The 16,876-nt window shown below is 70.6% G+C and carries 16 protein-coding genes; 14 read left to right on the top strand and 2 right to left on the bottom strand.

Annotated features, from left to right (window positions below; genetic code table 11):
• Positions 1-3: 3 nt before the first annotated feature.
• The 8 genes from ACLZOT_RS01255 to ACLZOT_RS01220 all read left to right on the top strand — a co-directional run bounded on the left by ACLZOT_RS01255 (position 4) and on the right by ACLZOT_RS01220 (position 7,025).
• Positions 4-870 (top strand): hypothetical protein, encoded by an 867-nt coding sequence (locus ACLZOT_RS01255; RefSeq protein ID WP_416966756.1) that lies wholly within the window; start codon positions 4-6, stop codon positions 868-870.
• A gap of 278 nt (positions 871-1,148) precedes the next feature.
• Positions 1,149-1,274 (top strand): hypothetical protein, encoded by a 126-nt coding sequence (locus ACLZOT_RS01250; protein WP_416966755.1) that lies wholly within the window; start codon positions 1,149-1,151, stop codon positions 1,272-1,274.
• A 189-nt stretch (positions 1,275-1,463) separates the two neighbouring features.
• Entirely contained in the window at positions 1,464-1,622 is a 159-nt protein-coding gene (locus ACLZOT_RS01245; RefSeq protein WP_416966754.1) for a hypothetical protein, read from the top strand.
• 289 nt (positions 1,623-1,911) lie between these two features.
• Positions 1,912-2,982 (top strand): hypothetical protein, encoded by a 1,071-nt coding sequence (locus ACLZOT_RS01240; protein ID WP_416966753.1) that lies wholly within the window; start codon positions 1,912-1,914, stop codon positions 2,980-2,982.
• A 218-nt stretch (positions 2,983-3,200) separates the two neighbouring features.
• Positions 3,201-4,289 (top strand): hypothetical protein, encoded by a 1,089-nt coding sequence (locus tag ACLZOT_RS01235; protein ID WP_416966752.1) that lies wholly within the window; start codon positions 3,201-3,203, stop codon positions 4,287-4,289.
• 36 nt (positions 4,290-4,325) lie between these two features.
• Positions 4,326-5,054 carry a hypothetical protein gene (locus ACLZOT_RS01230; RefSeq protein ID WP_416966751.1) on the top strand — a complete coding sequence of 243 codons (729 nt, stop codon included), beginning with the start codon at positions 4,326-4,328 and terminating at the stop codon, positions 5,052-5,054.
• Between the two features lie 11 nt (positions 5,055-5,065).
• Positions 5,066-5,830, top strand: a complete 765-nt coding sequence (locus tag ACLZOT_RS01225) for a hypothetical protein (protein ID WP_416966750.1) — start codon at positions 5,066-5,068, stop codon at positions 5,828-5,830.
• Between the two features lie 91 nt (positions 5,831-5,921).
• A complete protein-coding gene (locus tag ACLZOT_RS01220; protein ID WP_416966749.1) occupies positions 5,922-7,025 on the top strand; it encodes a M14 family metallopeptidase in 1,104 nt (367 codons plus the stop codon).
• A 17-nt stretch (positions 7,026-7,042) separates the two neighbouring features.
• Here the strand turns inward: ACLZOT_RS01220 and ACLZOT_RS01215 are convergent, their stop codons facing one another.
• On the bottom strand, positions 7,043-8,287 hold the full coding sequence (locus tag ACLZOT_RS01215) for an ATP-grasp domain-containing protein (RefSeq protein WP_416966748.1): 1,245 nt from the start codon (positions 8,285-8,287) through the stop codon (positions 7,043-7,045).
• A gap of 74 nt (positions 8,288-8,361) precedes the next feature.
• Positions 8,362-9,687, bottom strand: coding sequence for an MDR family MFS transporter (locus ACLZOT_RS01210; protein WP_416966747.1), 1,326 nt, complete (start codon positions 9,685-9,687; stop codon positions 8,362-8,364).
• 483 nt (positions 9,688-10,170) lie between these two features.
• Between ACLZOT_RS01210 and ACLZOT_RS01205 the strand changes: the two genes are divergently transcribed.
• The 6 genes from ACLZOT_RS01205 to ACLZOT_RS01180 all read left to right on the top strand — a co-directional run bounded on the left by ACLZOT_RS01205 (position 10,171) and on the right by ACLZOT_RS01180 (position 16,872).
• Positions 10,171-11,478, top strand: coding sequence for a hydroxyacid-oxoacid transhydrogenase (locus ACLZOT_RS01205; protein ID WP_416966746.1), 1,308 nt, complete (start codon positions 10,171-10,173; stop codon positions 11,476-11,478).
• A gap of 48 nt (positions 11,479-11,526) precedes the next feature.
• On the top strand, positions 11,527-12,999 hold the full coding sequence (locus tag ACLZOT_RS01200; RefSeq protein ID WP_416966745.1) for an aldehyde dehydrogenase family protein: 1,473 nt from the start codon (positions 11,527-11,529) through the stop codon (positions 12,997-12,999).
• A gap of 155 nt (positions 13,000-13,154) precedes the next feature.
• Positions 13,155-13,523, top strand: a complete 369-nt coding sequence (locus ACLZOT_RS01195) for a helix-turn-helix domain-containing protein (protein WP_416966744.1) — start codon at positions 13,155-13,157, stop codon at positions 13,521-13,523.
• Positions 13,524-13,627: 104 nt separating this feature from the next.
• Positions 13,628-14,602: a GlxA family transcriptional regulator gene (locus ACLZOT_RS01190; RefSeq protein ID WP_416966743.1), complete on the top strand. Its 975-nt coding sequence runs from the start codon at positions 13,628-13,630 to the stop codon at positions 14,600-14,602.
• A 30-nt stretch (positions 14,603-14,632) separates the two neighbouring features.
• Positions 14,633-15,682, top strand: a complete 1,050-nt coding sequence (locus ACLZOT_RS01185; protein ID WP_416966742.1) for an aspartate-semialdehyde dehydrogenase — start codon at positions 14,633-14,635, stop codon at positions 15,680-15,682.
• Complete coding sequence (locus ACLZOT_RS01180) at positions 15,679-16,872, top strand: hypothetical protein (protein ID WP_416966741.1); 1,194 nt, start codon at positions 15,679-15,681, stop codon at positions 16,870-16,872. The genes ACLZOT_RS01185 and ACLZOT_RS01180 overlap by 4 nt, the downstream gene beginning before the upstream one ends.
• The last annotated feature ends 4 nt before the right edge of the window (positions 16,873-16,876 follow it).

Raw genomic sequence — 16,876 nt, 5'->3', positions numbered from 1 at the left:
CCGGTGGACCGCGATAATTCCAACGAGCAACCGACCGGACTACGCCGAGGGCTCAACGGAATCGGCCGCATGTTGATGGCAGCTGCCACCGCCTCTCGGGCCGAGCAGGCGAGGCGGGCCGTACAGAGACAACAGGAAGCGGAAGAGCGTGAGGCGCTGCGCGTGGCCCGCGCCGCGCAGAATCCGACTGCTCGTGCCGTCTACACACGTAACGCTCTCCTGCACTGGGTGCATCAGCAGTACCACCACGGTGACCGAACTCCGGTCTGTAATGCTTTCATGGGATCTCTCGATGCCTCGTTCGAAGGAATTCCGCTGGAGTTCGAGGACTTACAGGAGGCGATGGAGTACCTGGCCGAACGAAACCTTGTGGAAGTGATCCACAAGATGAACTGGACGGATCCCGGGCATCGGGAAATCTACACCTCGCACAAGATTTCCCTGACCCGTCTCGGACTCGACTGCGCAGAAAGCGGGATGACCGTGTCGGATTTCCTCCACCCCAGGTCCGCATCAGCAGGCGACACCTACAACACGACGGTCCAGTCCGGAGCCCACAACATTCAATTCGGACGTGAGAACACCATGAACAACACATGGGGGATGGAACCGAACGCGCTGCTCCAATTCGCAAAAGATGTGCTGGCGAAGATTGGTGAGCTCGATCTCGATGAGGCTGCCGAGGCCGAGCTCAGTGGCGAAGCCGCAGCGCTACGCGACCAGGCATCGGCTCAGCAGCCGAACCCGACAACACTACGTCGCGCGTACGACTTGGTCATGAGCGCGCTGGGCAGGGCCCCGGAGTCGGTGGCCAGTCAGTGGTTGCACGAGGCCGGCACGGCAGCCATCAACAGCGCGTTCGGCGGATAGCGGGCTCCCAAACTCGCAGTGACGAATCCGGATCGCGGCGCCGGGCTCTTTCCAGCCTTTGACAGCAGCCTCGGCCGCGTCGATGGCCGCGACGGCGGTCAAACTCCCCACCATCACGCCTGCGGCCGGATCCCGTCGCGGTGAATGCCGGATTTACTGTGCCAGTGCCGGAAGGGCGGGTCGGGCTGGTCGGGCTGGTCGGGCGGGACAACCGAACCGGTGGCCGAACTCGGAGGCGGGGGCGCGTTGCGGTTGCCGTGTGCCCGCGTCGTGCCCATATGTCAGCCCCTCCCGCGTCGTACACCGTGGCGGTCGAGCGGTACCTCACCGGCGCCGGCATCGCGGAGTCCTCCGCGCGGATCTACCGGATCTCGCTCACGACGTGGGGGGATGCTCGTCGGTGAGCCGGCGGCGGCGCGGGCAGACGAGATGGACGCCGACACCGTCAACCGGGAGCTGTCCATCGCCCGCAAGGCGATCGGCCGATGGCAGCGCCAGGGCTGGATCGAAGGCGATCCCACGATCGGCATCGAGCGTCGGCCAGCACCACCGGACCACACCAAGGCCCTGGCGGAGAACCGGATCACCGCGCTGTGGCGTACCCGCAGGACGAACGCGGGAAGATCACCGCCAAGGGCGGGGCGACCGAGCGGATTCACCGGCAATCCGGCACCACCCGGCTCCTGACCAGCCCGCTCTCCCCGCCCGAGGACATCGAGAACATCGAGGACATCAAGGCCCCGGACAGCTGAACCCCGCGCCAGCCCCGGCACAGCGCCCTGACGCACGACTCCGATGACGGCACCTCGCCCCCGAGACTACCGACCCGCCCCCGCCACGCCTCCGTCCGCGACCCGGAGCGGTACGCCCGCCCCGGCGTCGACTCGGTTGCCCGGCCAGGCTGACGTTCCCGCGGGCGAAATGCCCGAACCCCTGGGAGTAACGGCCCAGGGACCATCGTCCTATAGCGCTGCCACTCCCCGCTGAGCCAGAGTTGTGCCCACGGCGAGGAAATTCGCGGAGGCTATGACGGGAGTGATCGTGTCCGAACTCATAACCATTGATCCCGGCCGTTTCAGCCAGTTCGGCGAAGCCACCGGAAGCAGCTTCTGTCTGGTCACGAATTCCGAGCTGGTCGATCTGATCGACGTCGTGAAAACGGCCTCCTATCGCGAATTCCTCACCATTACACTGGACCGTGGAGACGACTTCACGGACATCCTGGAGAAGCGGATTCCGGAACCCGCCCACATACTGGTCGTCTCGCCCCACAGGTTCTTCGAGTCGCCGGACCCCGACCTCGTCGGCCAGCGGAAGATCATGGGGATGGCGTGCAACTCGACGCCCACCACGCTCGCGGAGATCCGGCACTTCCTGAAGGTGATGGAGCGCACCTCCGCCGCCGACCAGGCCGCGTTCTGCGACACGTTCTTCGAGCTGGCCGAGGACTCCGAGCACCTCGTCTACTCCGACCCGAAGCACGGCACCCGCGCCACCCTCGACCACCTGCGCGACGGCCTCGTCTGGAACCAGCAGGCCGGCCCGCTGGACTGGGGGGACCAGCAGATCGTCCCCTCCGGCGAGATCAGCGTGCTGCCGGTCGAGATCAGGGAGTTCGACGAGGCGCTGAAGCTGCCGCTGGAGGGCGAGATCACGCTCCGCGGCTACCCGATCCTGCACAACGGCACCCCGTCGTTCTCCCGCGCCGACCAGGCCCGCATCCACTCCCAGCTCTGGGCGATGCGCGACAACGCGATCAAGGCGGTCGTCGAGGACGGCAGGATCACGCGGCTGGAGGCGCTGGATCCGGGAGCGGCCCCCGCGGTGGCGATGCTGGAGCAGATGTTCGCCGTGGACTCCCGCTACCGCATCGTGTGGGAGATCGGCCACGCCCTCAACACCACGCACGACATCCTGCCCGGCAACCACGCCATGAACGAGGTGTACGGGGGTACGGAGGGCTGCCTGCACTACGGGCTCGGCCTCACCCCGTACACCCAGTACCACCTGGACATCATCGTGCCGGACACCCGTGTGCTGACCACGAGCGGCGTCGCCGTGATCGGCCACCCCGACCACCCCACCGTCGAGCGGGTCGCCGCCGCTTCCTAGCGGCGTACGGCCCCCGACGCACGCGGGGTGAGCACAGAAACCAACGCGGACAGGAGGTGACTCGCCATGAAGAAGATCAAGGTGCAGAAGAACCGCAACTACCTGGGCACGCTCCTGGGCTGAGTACCGACCTGCGGCGGGGCATGCATCATGCCCCGCCGTGGGGTTCTCCAGATGACCGAGCGAACAACCGACAGGTATTCACCAGGGAGTCCCCCGTGGCACCGCTGGAATTCTCGACGAGCGACTTCGAACAGTTCGGCGATCCGGCCGACACCTTCTGTCTGATCACGAGTGAGCGGTACGGTGCGGCGCTCTCCCTGCTGCCCGGCGACGGTTGCTCCCGCGTGCTGCGCCTGACACTCCCGCCCAGGACCCGCATCGGCGAGCTGATCGCCGGACACACCCCCGAGGACGCTCACGTCCTCGCCGTCTGCCCCGGCCGGTTCCTCGACTCGCCGTCCGTGCAGGAGCTGGGCGCGCGCAAGCTCGCCGTCCTGCCCGCCGGCTCCACCCCGCTGACCGACGAGCACGTCGCCTACTTCCTGCGCGGCGCGGCCCGTACCGACGTCGCCCGGCAGACCCGTACGGCCGAGGAGTTCTTCGACCTGGTCGGTGACAGCGAGCGGCTGACGATCGTCGACGACGTCTCCGGCACCGAGGCCGAGTTCGACCACACGGCGGGCGACGTCGTGTGGAACCAGCAGGCCGGTGTCCTGGAACCGGGCGACCAGCAGATCTTCCCGCCGGGAAAGCTCAGCGTCACCGCCGCCGACATCACCACGTTCGAGGCGGACGCCCGGCTCGTCGGCCTCAACGGCGACCTCACGCTGCGCGGCTGGCCCATCGTCCACCGCCACGAGGACCCGGCCGACGGCCCCGACCAGCAGCGGCTGTTCGAGGCGCTGTCGCCGCTGGTCGCGAACGCGGTGACGCTGAGCGTCGTCGCGGGACGCATCGAGGCGGTCACCCCGCAGACGGCGGCGGCCGCCCCCGCGGCGGCGGAACTGGACAAGCTCCTCACCGACGACCCGCGCTACCGCGTCATCTGGGAGCTGGGCTTCGGGATCAACACCGGCACGGAGGTCATCCCGGCGAACTGCGGCCCCAACGAGGTGTACGGCGCGACCGGCGGCGTCGTCAACCTCGGACTGGGGGTCACCCCGACCACACGCTTCGCCCTGGCCTTCCTGTGCCCCCGCAGTTCGCTGGTCGCATCGGACGGAACGGCCGTGCTCGGCGCCCGCAAAGCGGTGCGCCGAGGCCGGATGCAGCGCGTCTCCAGCGCGAGCTGCGGCTGCCACTGAACCCAAGGCCCCTGAACCCGAGGAGGGAAGCACGCCATGACGACCAACCCCGAACTGCGCAAGAGGGTCGACGCGGTCCTGGACACCTTCATCAAGGACTTCTACGAGACGGTGCCCTACGCGCAGCACCAGAAGAATTCCTCCGACCTGAACCTCGACTACTACAAGCGCCACAACATCGAGACGATCCTGCGGCTGCGCCGCAAGCGGACGGTGGACGCGCTGGCCATCAAGTACTTCACCAAGGTCGACCCCGTGCAGGCCAAGGCGTGGGCCCACTACACCGACGACGAGATGCTGCACGACCGGCTCTTCGCCGCCGACCTCGCCAAGGTCGGCGTCACCAAGGACCAGATCTACTCCACCGAGCCCCTCCTCTCCACCAAGCTGCTCACCGGCTACCTCCAGTACGGCATGGAGTTCGAGGACAGCCCTCTCGCGCTGATCACCAGCGTGTACTTCGTCGAGTACGTCACCACCCGAACCCAGCCCGACTGGCTGGACAACCTCGGCACCGTCCTCGGCGAGGAGAACGTCAAGGGGGCCCGCGCGCACGTCAACACGGACCTCGACGACGACCACGACGACTTCGTGTGGCGGGTGCTGTCCACCCTGATCACCTCGGAGGCCGACGAGCAGAAGGTGATCGAGCACCTCGACCACATCTACTGGCTGTGGAAGCTGTACTTCGTCGAGCTGCACCAGCTCACCGTCGTCGGCAAGAGCGACGCGCAGATCCCGCTGCCCACCGCGGCCGACGCCTGAGCGGGCCGGCGGTGGCCGACGACCGGGCCGGAGGTCCGGCCGGGCGGCGGGGGGTCGAGGTGACCGCCCTGCCGCCCGGCCCGGAGCTGACGACCGAGACCGAGAAGTGGATCGTGGACGGCCTGGTCCTGGCCATGCCGGGACTGCGTACCCGGCAGCTCTTCACGCTCCGCCGGGACATGCTGACCCAGGCCGACTACGTGATCGCCGGAGTGGACCGGGACCGCGACCGTGTCGTCTCGCTGCTCACCTCGCGGTGGGCCGAGCTGCCCTCGGGCCGGCCCTGCCTCCACATCATGATCCAGTTCGTGGGGGACGCGTACCGGGGCGGCGTCGTCTTCAAGGAGAGCTGGGCCCTGCACTTCGCCCGGCTCCTCGCGGAGGGCCGTCCCTTCCCCCAGGTGATCGCGCTCAAGACGTACAACCCTGTGGTGCACTGCGCGATGTCCGCCTTCAGCGGCCATCCGGACATCACCATGTACCCGGACCTCGCGGGGAAGGACACCGGCCGGGCGGAGCTGGCGGCCGAGGTGGCGGGCGCGCTCGCGCCCGGCGCGCGGTTCGACGCGGTACGCGGTGTCGTGCCCGGTCTGGGCCGGCCGCTCGATCTGTACCGGGAGCGCCCGCTGAGCCACGTACCGGCGGCCAACCGGTACTTCGCCGAGCACACCCGGCCGGGCGACCGGGTGCTGTGCCTGCTCGACGTGCCCACCCGGGCGGGTGCGCACGCGATCCTCACGGCTCTCGGGGTGCCGCTGCCGTCCGTGCCGCGCTGAGGCGCCCCCCTCCACCGGGTCCGGTGTCCCTGTCCGGGGGCCGGGCCCGTCGGCCGTCCCCGACCACCGCGACCCTGGAACGTGAGGCAGCATGTCCGACGAGTCCCTGCACGGCTTTCCCCCCGACTACGCGCATGCGCGCGCGGACTTCCTGACGGCGGCGAGGGAGGCCGGCGCGCGCCTGAGGTCCTTCGTCCTGCCGGGCCACCGCGGACCGGACGGCGGGGAACTCGCCGTGGACACCGCCTACCTGGGTCCCTCGGCACCGGAGAAGCTCCTCGTGGCGGTCTCCGGGACGCACGGCATCGAGGGTTTCTGCGGCTCCGCCTGCCAGACCCGCGTGCTGCTCGGCGAGGGCGTCGCGCGCTCCGCCGCGGGCCCCGTCACCGGGGTGCTGCTCGTCCACGGCCTCAATCCGTACGGCTTCGCCTATCTGCGGCGCGTCAACGAGGACAACATCGACGTCAACCGGAACTTCGTCGACCACGCGGCTCCCCCGCACAGCGAGGCGTACGAGGCGGTGCACGCGGCGCTCGTCCCCGCCGACGACGGCGCGTTCGTCCCCGGCGAGCTGGTCGCCCGGCTCCTCGCGCTGCGCGGCGGGCTGGGAGCGGAGCGTCTCCAGGAGGCCGTCACCCGCGGCCAGTACCGCCACCCTGACGGTCTCTTCTACGGCGGTACGGCACCCACCTGGTCGCGCCGGGTGTTCGAGACGGTCGTGGCCGAGCAGATCGCGGGCGCCGCCCACGTCGGCTACATCGACCTGCACACCGGCCTCGGCGAGCGCGGCGTCGGCGAGCCCATCTTCCGCGGTGGCCTCGACGCCGACGCCCGCGCGCGGGCACACCGCTGGTACGGGGACGCGCTCACGGCGTCGGAGGAGGGCACCTCGTCCTCCACCCCGATCGTCGGCAACACGGCGACGGCGGTCGCCGCCGGGGTGGGGACGGCGACCAGACTGACCGCGATCACCCTGGAGTTCGGCACCCAGCCGGGTCCCGAGGTGCTGGTGGGCCTGTGCGCGGACGCCTGGCTGCACCGGCACCGGGCGCCGGCCGACGCCGTGCGCTCCGAGCTGAAGGGGCTGATCCGCGAGGCGTTCTGCCCCGCCGACGCCGACTGGCGGGGCCGGGTCCTGGACCGCGCGCGGGAGGTCTTCGGCCAGGCCCTCGCCGGACTCGCCGACGGCAAGTAGCCGCCCGCCCGCCTTCTCTACGGGTCCAGCGGATCCACCACCACCTTGGCCTCGATCTCCCGGACCCGCTTGGTGTCCTGGTCCAGGAGGTCGGGGTCGGAGGTGGAGAGCAGCACCCAGCCGAGTGTGGTGAAGAGGTCCTCGGTCTTGGGCACCCGGGAGCCGTTGGGGTAGCGGCAGGCCATCTTCTGGAAGGAGGCCGTGTCGCGGGCCGCGTCGAGGACCTCCGCGTTACGCATGATCCCGCCGTTGGGCGCGGAGAGCCAGACCACCCGGGTGGGCTGCGCGATGGAGTACCCGGGGGTGAAGGTGCCGTCGAGGTGGTGGCGTACGGCGCGGTCGATCTGGGAGTCGCCGGTGGCCAGCCGTGCGGCCTGCTGTCCGCAGCCGCCGTCGAGGCGCGCGGCGATCTCGATGAGCCGTGGTCCGCGGTCGGTCTGCATGATCTCGGTGTGGGTGCATCCGGTGCGGACGCCGACGGCCGCGGCGACCTGGCGTGTGTAGCCCTCCAGGACCGCGACCAGCGGGTCGTCGGGGTGGAGGTAGTCCTCCGCGTCGTAGACGCCGATGCGGTCCCCGCGGACGGACTTGCTGTACTGGACGACGGCGACGACGCCCAGTTCCCCGTCGACGGAGTAGGTGTCCACGACGTACTCGGTGCCTGAGGCGAACTCCTGGATCAGGATGCTGTCGTTGGTGAGGTCGAACATGTTGACCGAGCCGAGCAGTTCCCGGAACGCAGGCCGCCAGTCCTCTCCGGCCTCCACCTTGTGCACGCCGTCCGTGCCGCCGCTGCACCGGGGTTTGAGGACCAGGGCCGCCCCTTCCAGGCCGCTGTCCCGCAGCCACTCGGCGGCCTCCTCCTCGGTGGTGGCGGCGTGGGTGCGCAGGTGCGGGAGGCCGGCCCGGGCGACGGCCTGGAGCATCGGCCACTTGTCGCGGCGGGCGGCGGAGAGCGCGGGGTCGTTGCCCGTTCCCGGCGCCAGTTCCTCGACGAGCCGGTCGACGAGCATCACCGCGTGCTCGTTGCCGGGGATGACGGCGATCGGGTCGTAGGAGCGTACGGTCTCGGCGAGTTTCGCGAAGTCGCCGTCGTAGAAGTGGGTCGCGGCGAAGGTCTCCGGTTTCCAGCCGTGCAGATAGGACTTCAGTGGTGCGGGCGTGCTGAGCACGGCCACCGATTCGACTCCGCGTGCCCGGAACGCGTTCGCGTACTCGGCCGCTTCGGAGTAGGGGTCGACGAGGACTACACGGCGTGGCATCTGGTTGTTTCTCCTTCTGCGATGGTTCCCGCTGGTGTCGCGATCGTCGGTGGTGCCCCGGTGCGGTGCCGCTGTCATGTGCCGGTGCGGATCTCCGCGTCGGCCACAGGTTCCCCGCCGCTCTTGTCACCGGCTGTCGCGGCCGGTGGCCGCACACCGGCCCACGCGGCGCCCGCCGCCACCAGTCCCACGACTCCGCACAGGACCCACAGCCCCTGGTGGTAGCGGTTCCAGACCATCACTCCGATGAACGGTCCGACGGCGCTGCCGAGGCCGTACAGGGCGTTGGAGGCACCCAGGTAGCGGCCCCGCAGTCCGGGAGGTCCCGCCTGTGCGGGGTAGGCGAAGAACAGGGACGGGTAGCCGATGATCTCGCCGAGCGACCAGACGAGGGTGGCGATCACCAGGGCCGCGAGGCCCCACGGCAGGGCGTACATGGCCATGCCGACGCCGGTGAGCAGCACCCCGATGATCACGGCGGTCCTGATCTGCCAGCGCTGGACGACCTTGGCGACGAGGAGTTCGCAGGCGATGACGAGGAGGCCGTTGAGCGCGATCATCGCCGCGTACACCTCGATGTCCATGCCCAGGTGTTTCACGGCGAGGGGGAGGGCGGAGATGTGCTGGATGTAGATGACGGAGCTGACGAACATCGCCAGCAGGAACATCAGGTACCTGCGGTCCGCGAGCACCGCCAGGTACGAGGCCCTCGGCGCGTCCTTCGGCTCGGCGCCGTCCTCGTCCCCGTCCTTCCCGCCGGCCGTCGCCGTGTCCGGCTCGGGTCCCCGGCGCGGCAGGGTGGTGGCGGTGACGGCGGAGAAGACCACGACGGCCAGTGCCTCGCCCCAGAACAGGAAGTCCCAGGAGACCTTCACCAGGGCGGCGCCTAGCAGCGGCGCGGCCGTGGTGCCGAGGTTGATCGCGAGGCGGCCCATCGCGAAGATCATGATGTGCCGTTCGGGCGGGGTGAGCAGGCTGATCATGCTGGTGGAGGCGGGCTGGTAGGCCAGGCTCGCGGCTCCGCTGAAGGTGATGACGACCAGGATCGCCCAGTAGTTGTCGAGGTAGAGGACGCACGGCAGGAGGACGGCCGAGCCCAGCAGGGTGGAGACGATGGTCAGGCGCGGCCCGAGCCGGTCGGACATCCAGCCGCCGACCAGTGTCCCGAGCACGGCGCCCGCCCCGTACACGCCGAGGGCGGCGCCCGCCTGGGTGTCGGAGAATCCGCGGTGGGTCAGGTACAGCACCATGAAGACCTGTACGAAGCCGCCGAGCCGGTTGATCATGGTCCCGATCAGCAGGGACTTCACCGCCGCCGGTGACTCGCGCCAGACCTGCCGCACCCCGGCGTGCTGCTTCCCGGGCCCGTCGGACGCCTTCGTCCCGTTGTTCTGTGCCATGCCCCTCACTGTGCGGAACCGGCCGCGCCGGCAACAGTGTCAGCACTGACGATGAACCACGAATTACTGCCACGGCCGGGGAGAGCGCCCGATCGGGGCGGGGTGTCCATGACCGGATGCGGTGGTTCCGGTGGGTGGTGAAATGGCCGGGAGCGGGCTTGTGCGGATCCGGCGGGTCCGTCAGGGTTTCCGGGTCCGAAGCCCCTCAAACACCCTGGGGAGGAGCGGAGCGATTCACGGAACGATTAATTCCGCCGCTGGACCCACTATTCCTTGATGTGTCACCAAGTTAATTCGGCCATAGGACTGGAGTCCTATGGCGTGCTCAAAACCGACTGTCTAGGATGGCCGTCACCCGGACAGATTATGCGTGATCCGTGGACCATTTTGGCCTAGTCCGCCGAGTCATCCAAACAGGCATCCTGCACCGTTCTGTGCCTCGGCCGGATTTCCACGTTCAGCGAATGAAGGCGGGGTCGGACTGTGGAGTCGCTCGACTGGAGCAGAAATGCGCCGGAGCAGGAACGAATAATCAGCTGGCAAGCTCCACCGCTCAAGTTCGGTGTCGGTGCCACCCGCGAGATCGGCCACGAGCTGCGCAGGGCGGGCGTCGCGTCGGTACTGCTGGTCACCGACCCCGTGCTGGCCGCCCTCGGTCTGCCCGCCCGGGTCGCCAAGACCATCGAACAGGAGGGAATCTCGGTCACCCTGTTCGACCGCGCCCGGGTCGAACCCACCGACGAGAGCTGCGCCGAGGCGGCCCGCGAACTGGCCGGACTCCAGGTCGACGGCTACGTCGGCCTCGGCGGCGGCAGCTCCATCGACACCGCCAAGATGCTGAACCTGCTGCTCAGCCACCCCGGCCGCCCCGTGCGCGACTACCTCAACGCACCGATCGGCGCCGGAGCCGCGATCCCGGGCCCCCTCAAACCGCTGGTCGCGGTGCCCACCACGGCGGGCAGCGGCAGCGAGTGCACCGCCATGGTCGCCCTCGGCGTCACGGACCTGCGGGTGAAGACCGGCATCAGCGACCTGCGGCTGCTCCCCTCCCTGGCGCTGGTCGACCCGGCGAACACCCTCACCCTGCCCCCCGCGGTGACCGCCTCGTCCGGCTACGACGTCCTCACCCACGCCTGCGAGTCCTACACCGCACGCGCCTACGACCGGCGCCCGCCGTACCCCACACCCGGCGACCGGCCGCTGTACATCGGCGCCAACCCGATCAGCGACATCTGGGCCGAACAGGCGCTGGACCTGGTGGGCCGCTACCTCAGGCGCGCGGTCCTCAACCCCGACGACCTCGAAGCCCGTACGGGGATGAGCCGGGCCGCCAGCTTCGCGGGCATGGGGTTCGGCAACGCCGGGACCCACATCCCGCATGCCTGCGCCTACCCCATCGCCGGCCTCGTCGAGGAGTACCGGCCGCAGGGGTACCAGGTCGACCACGCGATGGTCCCGCACGGCGCCGCCGTGGTCTCCACGGCCGCCGCCGCCTTCGAGTTCACCTACCCCACCTCCCCCGAACGCCACCTGCGCGCCGCCGAACTGCTCGGCGCGAACCTGAACGGCGTCACCACGGCCAACGGCGCGGATGTCCTGCCCTCCACACTTCTGGGCATCGTCGCCGACACCTCAGGACCCGCCGGGCTGAAGGACTTCGGCTACGGCACCAAGGACCTGCCGCACCTCGTCGAGGGCGCGCTCAAGCAGCAGCGGCTGCTGGTGTGCTGCCCGCGCGACGTCACCGCACGCGACCTCGAACGGGTCATCGTCGCCTCCATGACCGCCTGACGGTGCGACAGCGCCCCCACCCCCCACACCAAGGAGCTGGTTGTACCCGTGAGCGCAGCAGGGTTACCGGAGCACACGGCCGTCATCGCGGGGAAGAACGTGGCCACCGGGCAGTGGATCGACGTCCTCGATCCGTCGAACGCCCGCCCCGTCGCACGGATCGCCCGCTGCGGTCCCCCCGAGGTCCACGCGGCGGTGGAGGCGGCCCGCCACACCTACGAGACGGTCTGGCGCTTCACCGATCCCGTGGAGCGCTCCCGGCTCTGCCGCCGCATCGCCGAGGTCCTGCGCGAGGAACGTGAGGAACTGGCCCGGCTGGAGACCCTGGACACCGGGAAACCGCTCGGCCAGGCACGTACGGACGCCGACGTCGCCGCCCGCTACTTCGAGTTCTACGCCAACGCCGTCGAATCGCTCGGCGGCGAGACGATCCAGCAGCGCCCGGACCGGCTGGCCTTCACCCTGCGCGAGCCCTACGGCGTGTGCGGCCACATCATCCCCTGGAACTACCCCCTCCAGATCGCCGCCAGGACCCTGGCCCCCGCCATCGCCGCGGGCAACTGCTGCGTCCTGAAACCCGCCGAGGACGCCCCCCTGACCCCGCTGCGGCTGGCCGCGCTCGCGGAGCGCGCCGGGCTCCCCGCCGGCGTCCTGAACGTCGTGCCCGGCTACGGGGAGGGGGCCGGGGCGGCGCTCGCCGCCCACCCCGGCATCGACCGGATCGCGTTCACCGGGTCCCGGGAGGTCGGCGAGCTGGTCATGGCCGCCGCCGCCCGCACCATCGTGCCGGTCACCCTGGAACTCGGCGGCAAGTCACCCCAGCTGGTCCTCCCCGACTTCGACGCGGAACGCGCGGTGCCGCAGCTCGTGGAGGCCATCACCGAGCACGCCGGCCAGAACTGCTCCGCCGGCAGCCGGCTGCTCGTCCACCGCTCCGTCCACGCCGACCTGGTGGCCGCCCTCGCCGAGCGGTTCGCCGCGCTGCGGATCGGCCCGGGGGCCGAGGACCCCGACATGGGGCCGCTGATCTCCGCGAAGCAGCGCGCCCGCGTCCTCGGCCACCTGGCGCAGGGCGCCCGGGACGCCAGGGTCGTCGTCGGCGGCAAGGTGCCCGAGGGCGAGGCGTACGCCGAGGGCTTCTACGTGGAGCCCACCCTCCTCGACGGGGTCGCCCCGCACCACCGCGTCTTCAACGAGGAGATCTTCGGACCGGTCCTGTGTGTCACGCCCTTCGACACCCTGGACGAGGCCCTCGCCCTCGCGGAGCACACCACGTACGGACTCGCCGCCGGGGTCTGGACGTCCGACGTGACCACAGCCCACTGGCTCGCGCAACGGCTCAGGGTCGGGCAGGTGTTCGTGAACGACTACGGCGCCGCCGGGGGTGTCGAGCTGCCGTTCGGCGGCTACCGGCGCTCGGGGATCGGGGTGGAGAAGGGGACCGAGGCGCTGCGCGAGTACACCCGCTGCAAGACGGTGGCGATCCGCTCCGGCTCCCCTGCCCCGTCCGCGCCCTGCTGAGAACTCGTCCAGGTCCGTTCATCCCGGTGGAGGGAGATCATCGAATGTCACATGTTGCGCGAGTGCCCGTAGCGGAGTTGCGTGCCCGGCGGTGCTGCGGCTTGTGCGGAGTGCCGAACGAACCCGTAGCGGCCCTGGCCGAGGTCGTCGCCAACGTGCACAAGGCGCTCGGCGAGGCACAGGACGCGCTCCAGGTTCAGGAACAGCTCATCCAGGATCTGCGCGCGGCCGCGGGACCGGCCCTCTCCGAGGAGGATCTCGCCGCCCGCGCCGCGCTCGACCTCCTGACGGCCCGCGAACGCCAGATTCTCGTGCTCGTCTCGCAGGGGAATTCGAATCGAAGCGTCGCCAAAGCACTCGGGATTTCCGAGAAGACCGTGAAGAACCACTTGTCCGCGGTCTTCACCAAGGCCGGTGTTTCCGATCGGACACAGGCCGTGGTACTGGGCATCCGCTGCGGGATCGTCTCCCTCGAAACTCCCGTCCCCGATGACGCGTCACCGCCCCTGAGCGACACCGAATGATTCCTCACCGATTCAGGTCCGTACCGAGAGTATGAGCGTCGATCCGGCCGGGGAACAGTGCGGGGACTGTCAGAACACCACGCATTACTGCCACATTGGGTGCCATGCTGAAGAACGTAGCCGCAGTGCTGCTGGAGAATGTCCATCCATTCGAACTGGGGGTCATCTGCGAGGTCTTCGGGATCGACCGTCAGGAGGAGGGGCTGCCCGCCTACGACTTCGCGCTGGTCGCCGCGGAGTCCCCCTCGGTGCGGGCGGTGCCCGGATTCACGATCAGTACGCCCCACGGCCTCGACCGGCTGGCGGACGCCGATCTCATCGCCATCCCGGTCGGGGACGACTTCCACACCAGGGACTTCCCGCCCGCCCTCCTGGAGGCCCTGCGCCAGGCGGTCGACCGGGGAGCCCGGGTGGTCAGCGTCTGCGTCGGCGCCTTCGTCCTGGGCGCCGCCGGCCTGCTCGACGGACGCCGCTGCACCACGCACTGGCGGTACGCCGACGCGCTCGCCGCGCGCTATCCGCGGGCCGTGGTCGAACCGGCCGTGCTCTATGTCGACGAGGACCCGATCCTCACCTCGGCGGGCACGTCCGCCGGCATCGACGCCTGCCTCCACCTGGTGCGCAAGCTCCAGGGCAGTGACGTCGCCAACGCCATCGCCCGGCGCATGGTGGTCCCCCCGCACCGGGAGGGCGGCCAGGCCCAGTACATCGAGCGGCCGGTCGCCCCGGCCGGGGAGGACGGCGTGCGCGAGGTCCTGGTCTGGGCCGAGGAGAACCTGGACCGGGAGATCAGCGTCGAGCAGCTGTCCCTGCGCGCCTGCATGTCACCGCGCACCTTCGCCCGGCGCTTCCGCACGGAGACGGGGACCACTCCCTACCGCTGGCTGCTGTCCCAACGGGTGCTCAGCGCCCAGCGGTTGCTGGAGAACACCGACGACACCATGGAGGTGATCGCGGCCCGCACGGGCTTCGCCAACGCGGCGGCCCTGCGCTACCAGTTCCTGCGCTCCCTCAACACCACCCCCAACGCCTACCGGCGGGCCTTCCGCGGCCGGCCGGCCGACACGACGACGCACTGAGCCCCCGCGGGGGCCGACAGGAGGAGACGCATGCTGCGCATCGCGGTAGTGGGTGCCACCGGAGCGGTGGGCCGGGAGTGCCTGGCCCTGCTCGACGGGGGGATCGTGCCGGTGGAGGAGGTCGTGCCCGTCGGGTCGGCGCGCAGCCGGGGCCGGGACCTGCGCGCCGAGCTGGACCTGTCGCTGCCCGTGGCCGGACTGGTGACCCTGGACGAGCTGGACCCCGCGGGACTGGACGTCGCGGTCTTCTCCGCGGGTGCCGAGATCAGCGCCCGTGAGGCGGAGCGGCTCGCGGGCGCCGGGGTCCTGGTGGTGGACAACAGCTCCGCCTTCCGGATGCGTCCCGACGTCCCCCTCGTCGTCCCGCAGGTCAACCCCGGCGTCCTCGACACCAGGCCGGGGTCGAACCTGGTCGCCAACCCCAACTGCTCCACCATCCAGCTCGTCCGCGTCCTGAGCCCGCTGCACGCGCTGGCGGGCCTGGAGGAGGTCGTGGTGGCCACCTACCAGGCGGCCTCGGGAGGAGGTGTGCACGGGTTGCGGGAGCTGGCCCGGGAGTCCGGGGCGATTCTGGAGGACCCGAGCGCCCAGGGTGCCCCCGGAGGCCGTTTCGGGCAGCCCCTGGCGTTCAACCTCGTCCCCGAGATCGGCCTCCAGGACGACACCGGGCTCACCCACGAGGAGCGCAAGCTCGTCCGCGAGCCGCGCAAGATCCTCGGCCTGCCCGGTCTGCGGGTGAGCGCCACCGCCGTACGGGTGCCGGTCTTCGACTGCCACTCCGAGGCGGTGCACGTGCGGCTGCGGGAGCCGGTGACGGCCGCGTCCCTGGAGGAGGCACTGACCGCGACGGAGGGGCTGCGCGTCTACCCCCGGTCGCAGAGCCCCTCGTACCCCATGCCGCGCGGTGTCCGGGCCACGGCGGAGAACCGCGCCCTGGTCCATGTCGGCCGGATACGCGTCGAGCCGGAGGACGAGCGGGCGGCCGCGCTCTGGGTGGTCGCCGACAACCTCTGGGTGGGAGCCGCGCTCAACGCGCTCCAGATCGTGGAACTCGCCACCAAGAACGGCTGGCTGGGGTGACGGCCCGCCGGGCACGACACGACCGCCCGCTCGAAGGACTGCCGCTGGTGCTGAAGTTCGGCGGTTCCGCCTTCGCCGACCTCGACGGCTTCCACCGCGTCGCCGAGTACGCCGTACGCCGTCTCGCGCGGGAGCGGCGGCCGATCGTCCTCGTCGTGAGCGCGATGTCGGGCACCACGAGCCGCCTCCAGGAGACCCTGGACACCCTGGTCGACGATCCGCCCGCACAGGCCGCCGCGATGCTCCTGACCAGCGGGGAGACCGTCAGCGTCGCGCTGCTCGCCGCCGCCCTGGACACCGAGGGGGTGCGGGCGTGCCCGCTCCCGGCGGCCGGTACCGGGCTGGTCGCGGACGGCCCGTCCGACCGTGCGTGCCTGGTCGCGGCGAGTGCCGGAGCCCTGACCGAGGCTCTCGCCGACTGCCCGGTGGCGGTGGTGCCCGGCGGGCAGGCCGTCGACGCGGCCGGCCGTACGGTCATGCTGGGCCGCAACAGCTCGGACCTCTCGGCGGTGGCCGTGGCCGGCGCGCTCGGCTCCGGGACCTGCGAGCTGTTCTCCGACGTCCCCGGCGTGTGTACCGCCGACCCGTACCTGGTCCCGGCGGCCCGCGTGCTGGACCGCATCGGCTACGAGGGCCTGCGCCGGATGTCGCGGCACGGCGCCAAGGTCGTCCACGAGTCGGCCGTCGACTGGGCGGAGCGGGAGGGGGTGCGGCTGCTGTGCCGGCCCTTTCCGTGGAGCGGGTCCGCCGGGAAGGGGACCGAGGTGGGTACGGGGCCCGGCGCGGCTGCGGTCGTCGTCCGCCAGGACAGCGACGTGTGGTGCTTCAGCTCCCCGCGCGAGCGCGGGACGGCGGCGGGGCGGCTGCGTGTCGAGGGGCTGGCGGTCACGGAGTTCGACACCGCGAGCGGGGCGTGTCTGACGGTTCCGGCCGGGGCCCGGGGTTCGGCGGTCCACCTGCGGTCCGCGCGCCGCCTGGACGGAGTGTGCCTGGTCACCGCGCTGGACGGGGCCTCCGGCGCCGAACACCGCGTGGTGCCGCGCGCACAGGCGGCGGACGAGGCCCGGCGCTGCCACGCGGCACTGTACCCAGGGACTTCCCAGGAGACCGCCGCCCCGCTGCCCAAGGCCCGCTCCGCCCACAGCGACGTCCTGGTCGGCCGACCGAGCGGGCCGGTGGGCGAGAGATGACGCT

It is taken from the genome of Streptomyces sp. 4F14 (assembly GCF_048159485.1).
In the GTDB taxonomy this organism is placed as follows: Bacteria; Actinomycetota; Actinomycetes; order Streptomycetales; family Streptomycetaceae; genus Streptomyces.
The sequence above is the reverse complement of the archived record's forward strand: the minus strand, read 5'-3'. Positions and strand labels throughout refer to the sequence as shown.

What these genes read in the sequence shown, in the direction of transcription:
- ACLZOT_RS01250 (WP_416966755.1), top strand. Translation starts at nt 1,149, where the DNA reads ATGTCAGCCCCTCCCGCGTCGTACACCGTGGCGGTCGAGCGGTACCTC.
- ACLZOT_RS01230 (WP_416966751.1), top strand. Translation starts at nt 4,326, where the DNA reads ATGACGACCAACCCCGAACTGCGCAAGAGGGTCGACGCGGTCCTGGAC.
- ACLZOT_RS01220 (WP_416966749.1), top strand. Translation starts at nt 5,922, where the DNA reads ATGTCCGACGAGTCCCTGCACGGCTTTCCCCCCGACTACGCGCATGCG.
- ACLZOT_RS01215 (WP_416966748.1), bottom strand. Translation starts at nt 8,287, where the DNA reads ATGCCACGCCGTGTAGTCCTCGTCGACCCCTACTCCGAAGCGGCCGAG.
- ACLZOT_RS01210 (WP_416966747.1), bottom strand. Translation starts at nt 9,687, where the DNA reads ATGGCACAGAACAACGGGACGAAGGCGTCCGACGGGCCCGGGAAGCAG.
- ACLZOT_RS01190 (WP_416966743.1), top strand. Translation starts at nt 13,628, where the DNA reads ATGCTGAAGAACGTAGCCGCAGTGCTGCTGGAGAATGTCCATCCATTC.
- ACLZOT_RS01185 (WP_416966742.1), top strand. Translation starts at nt 14,633, where the DNA reads ATGCTGCGCATCGCGGTAGTGGGTGCCACCGGAGCGGTGGGCCGGGAG.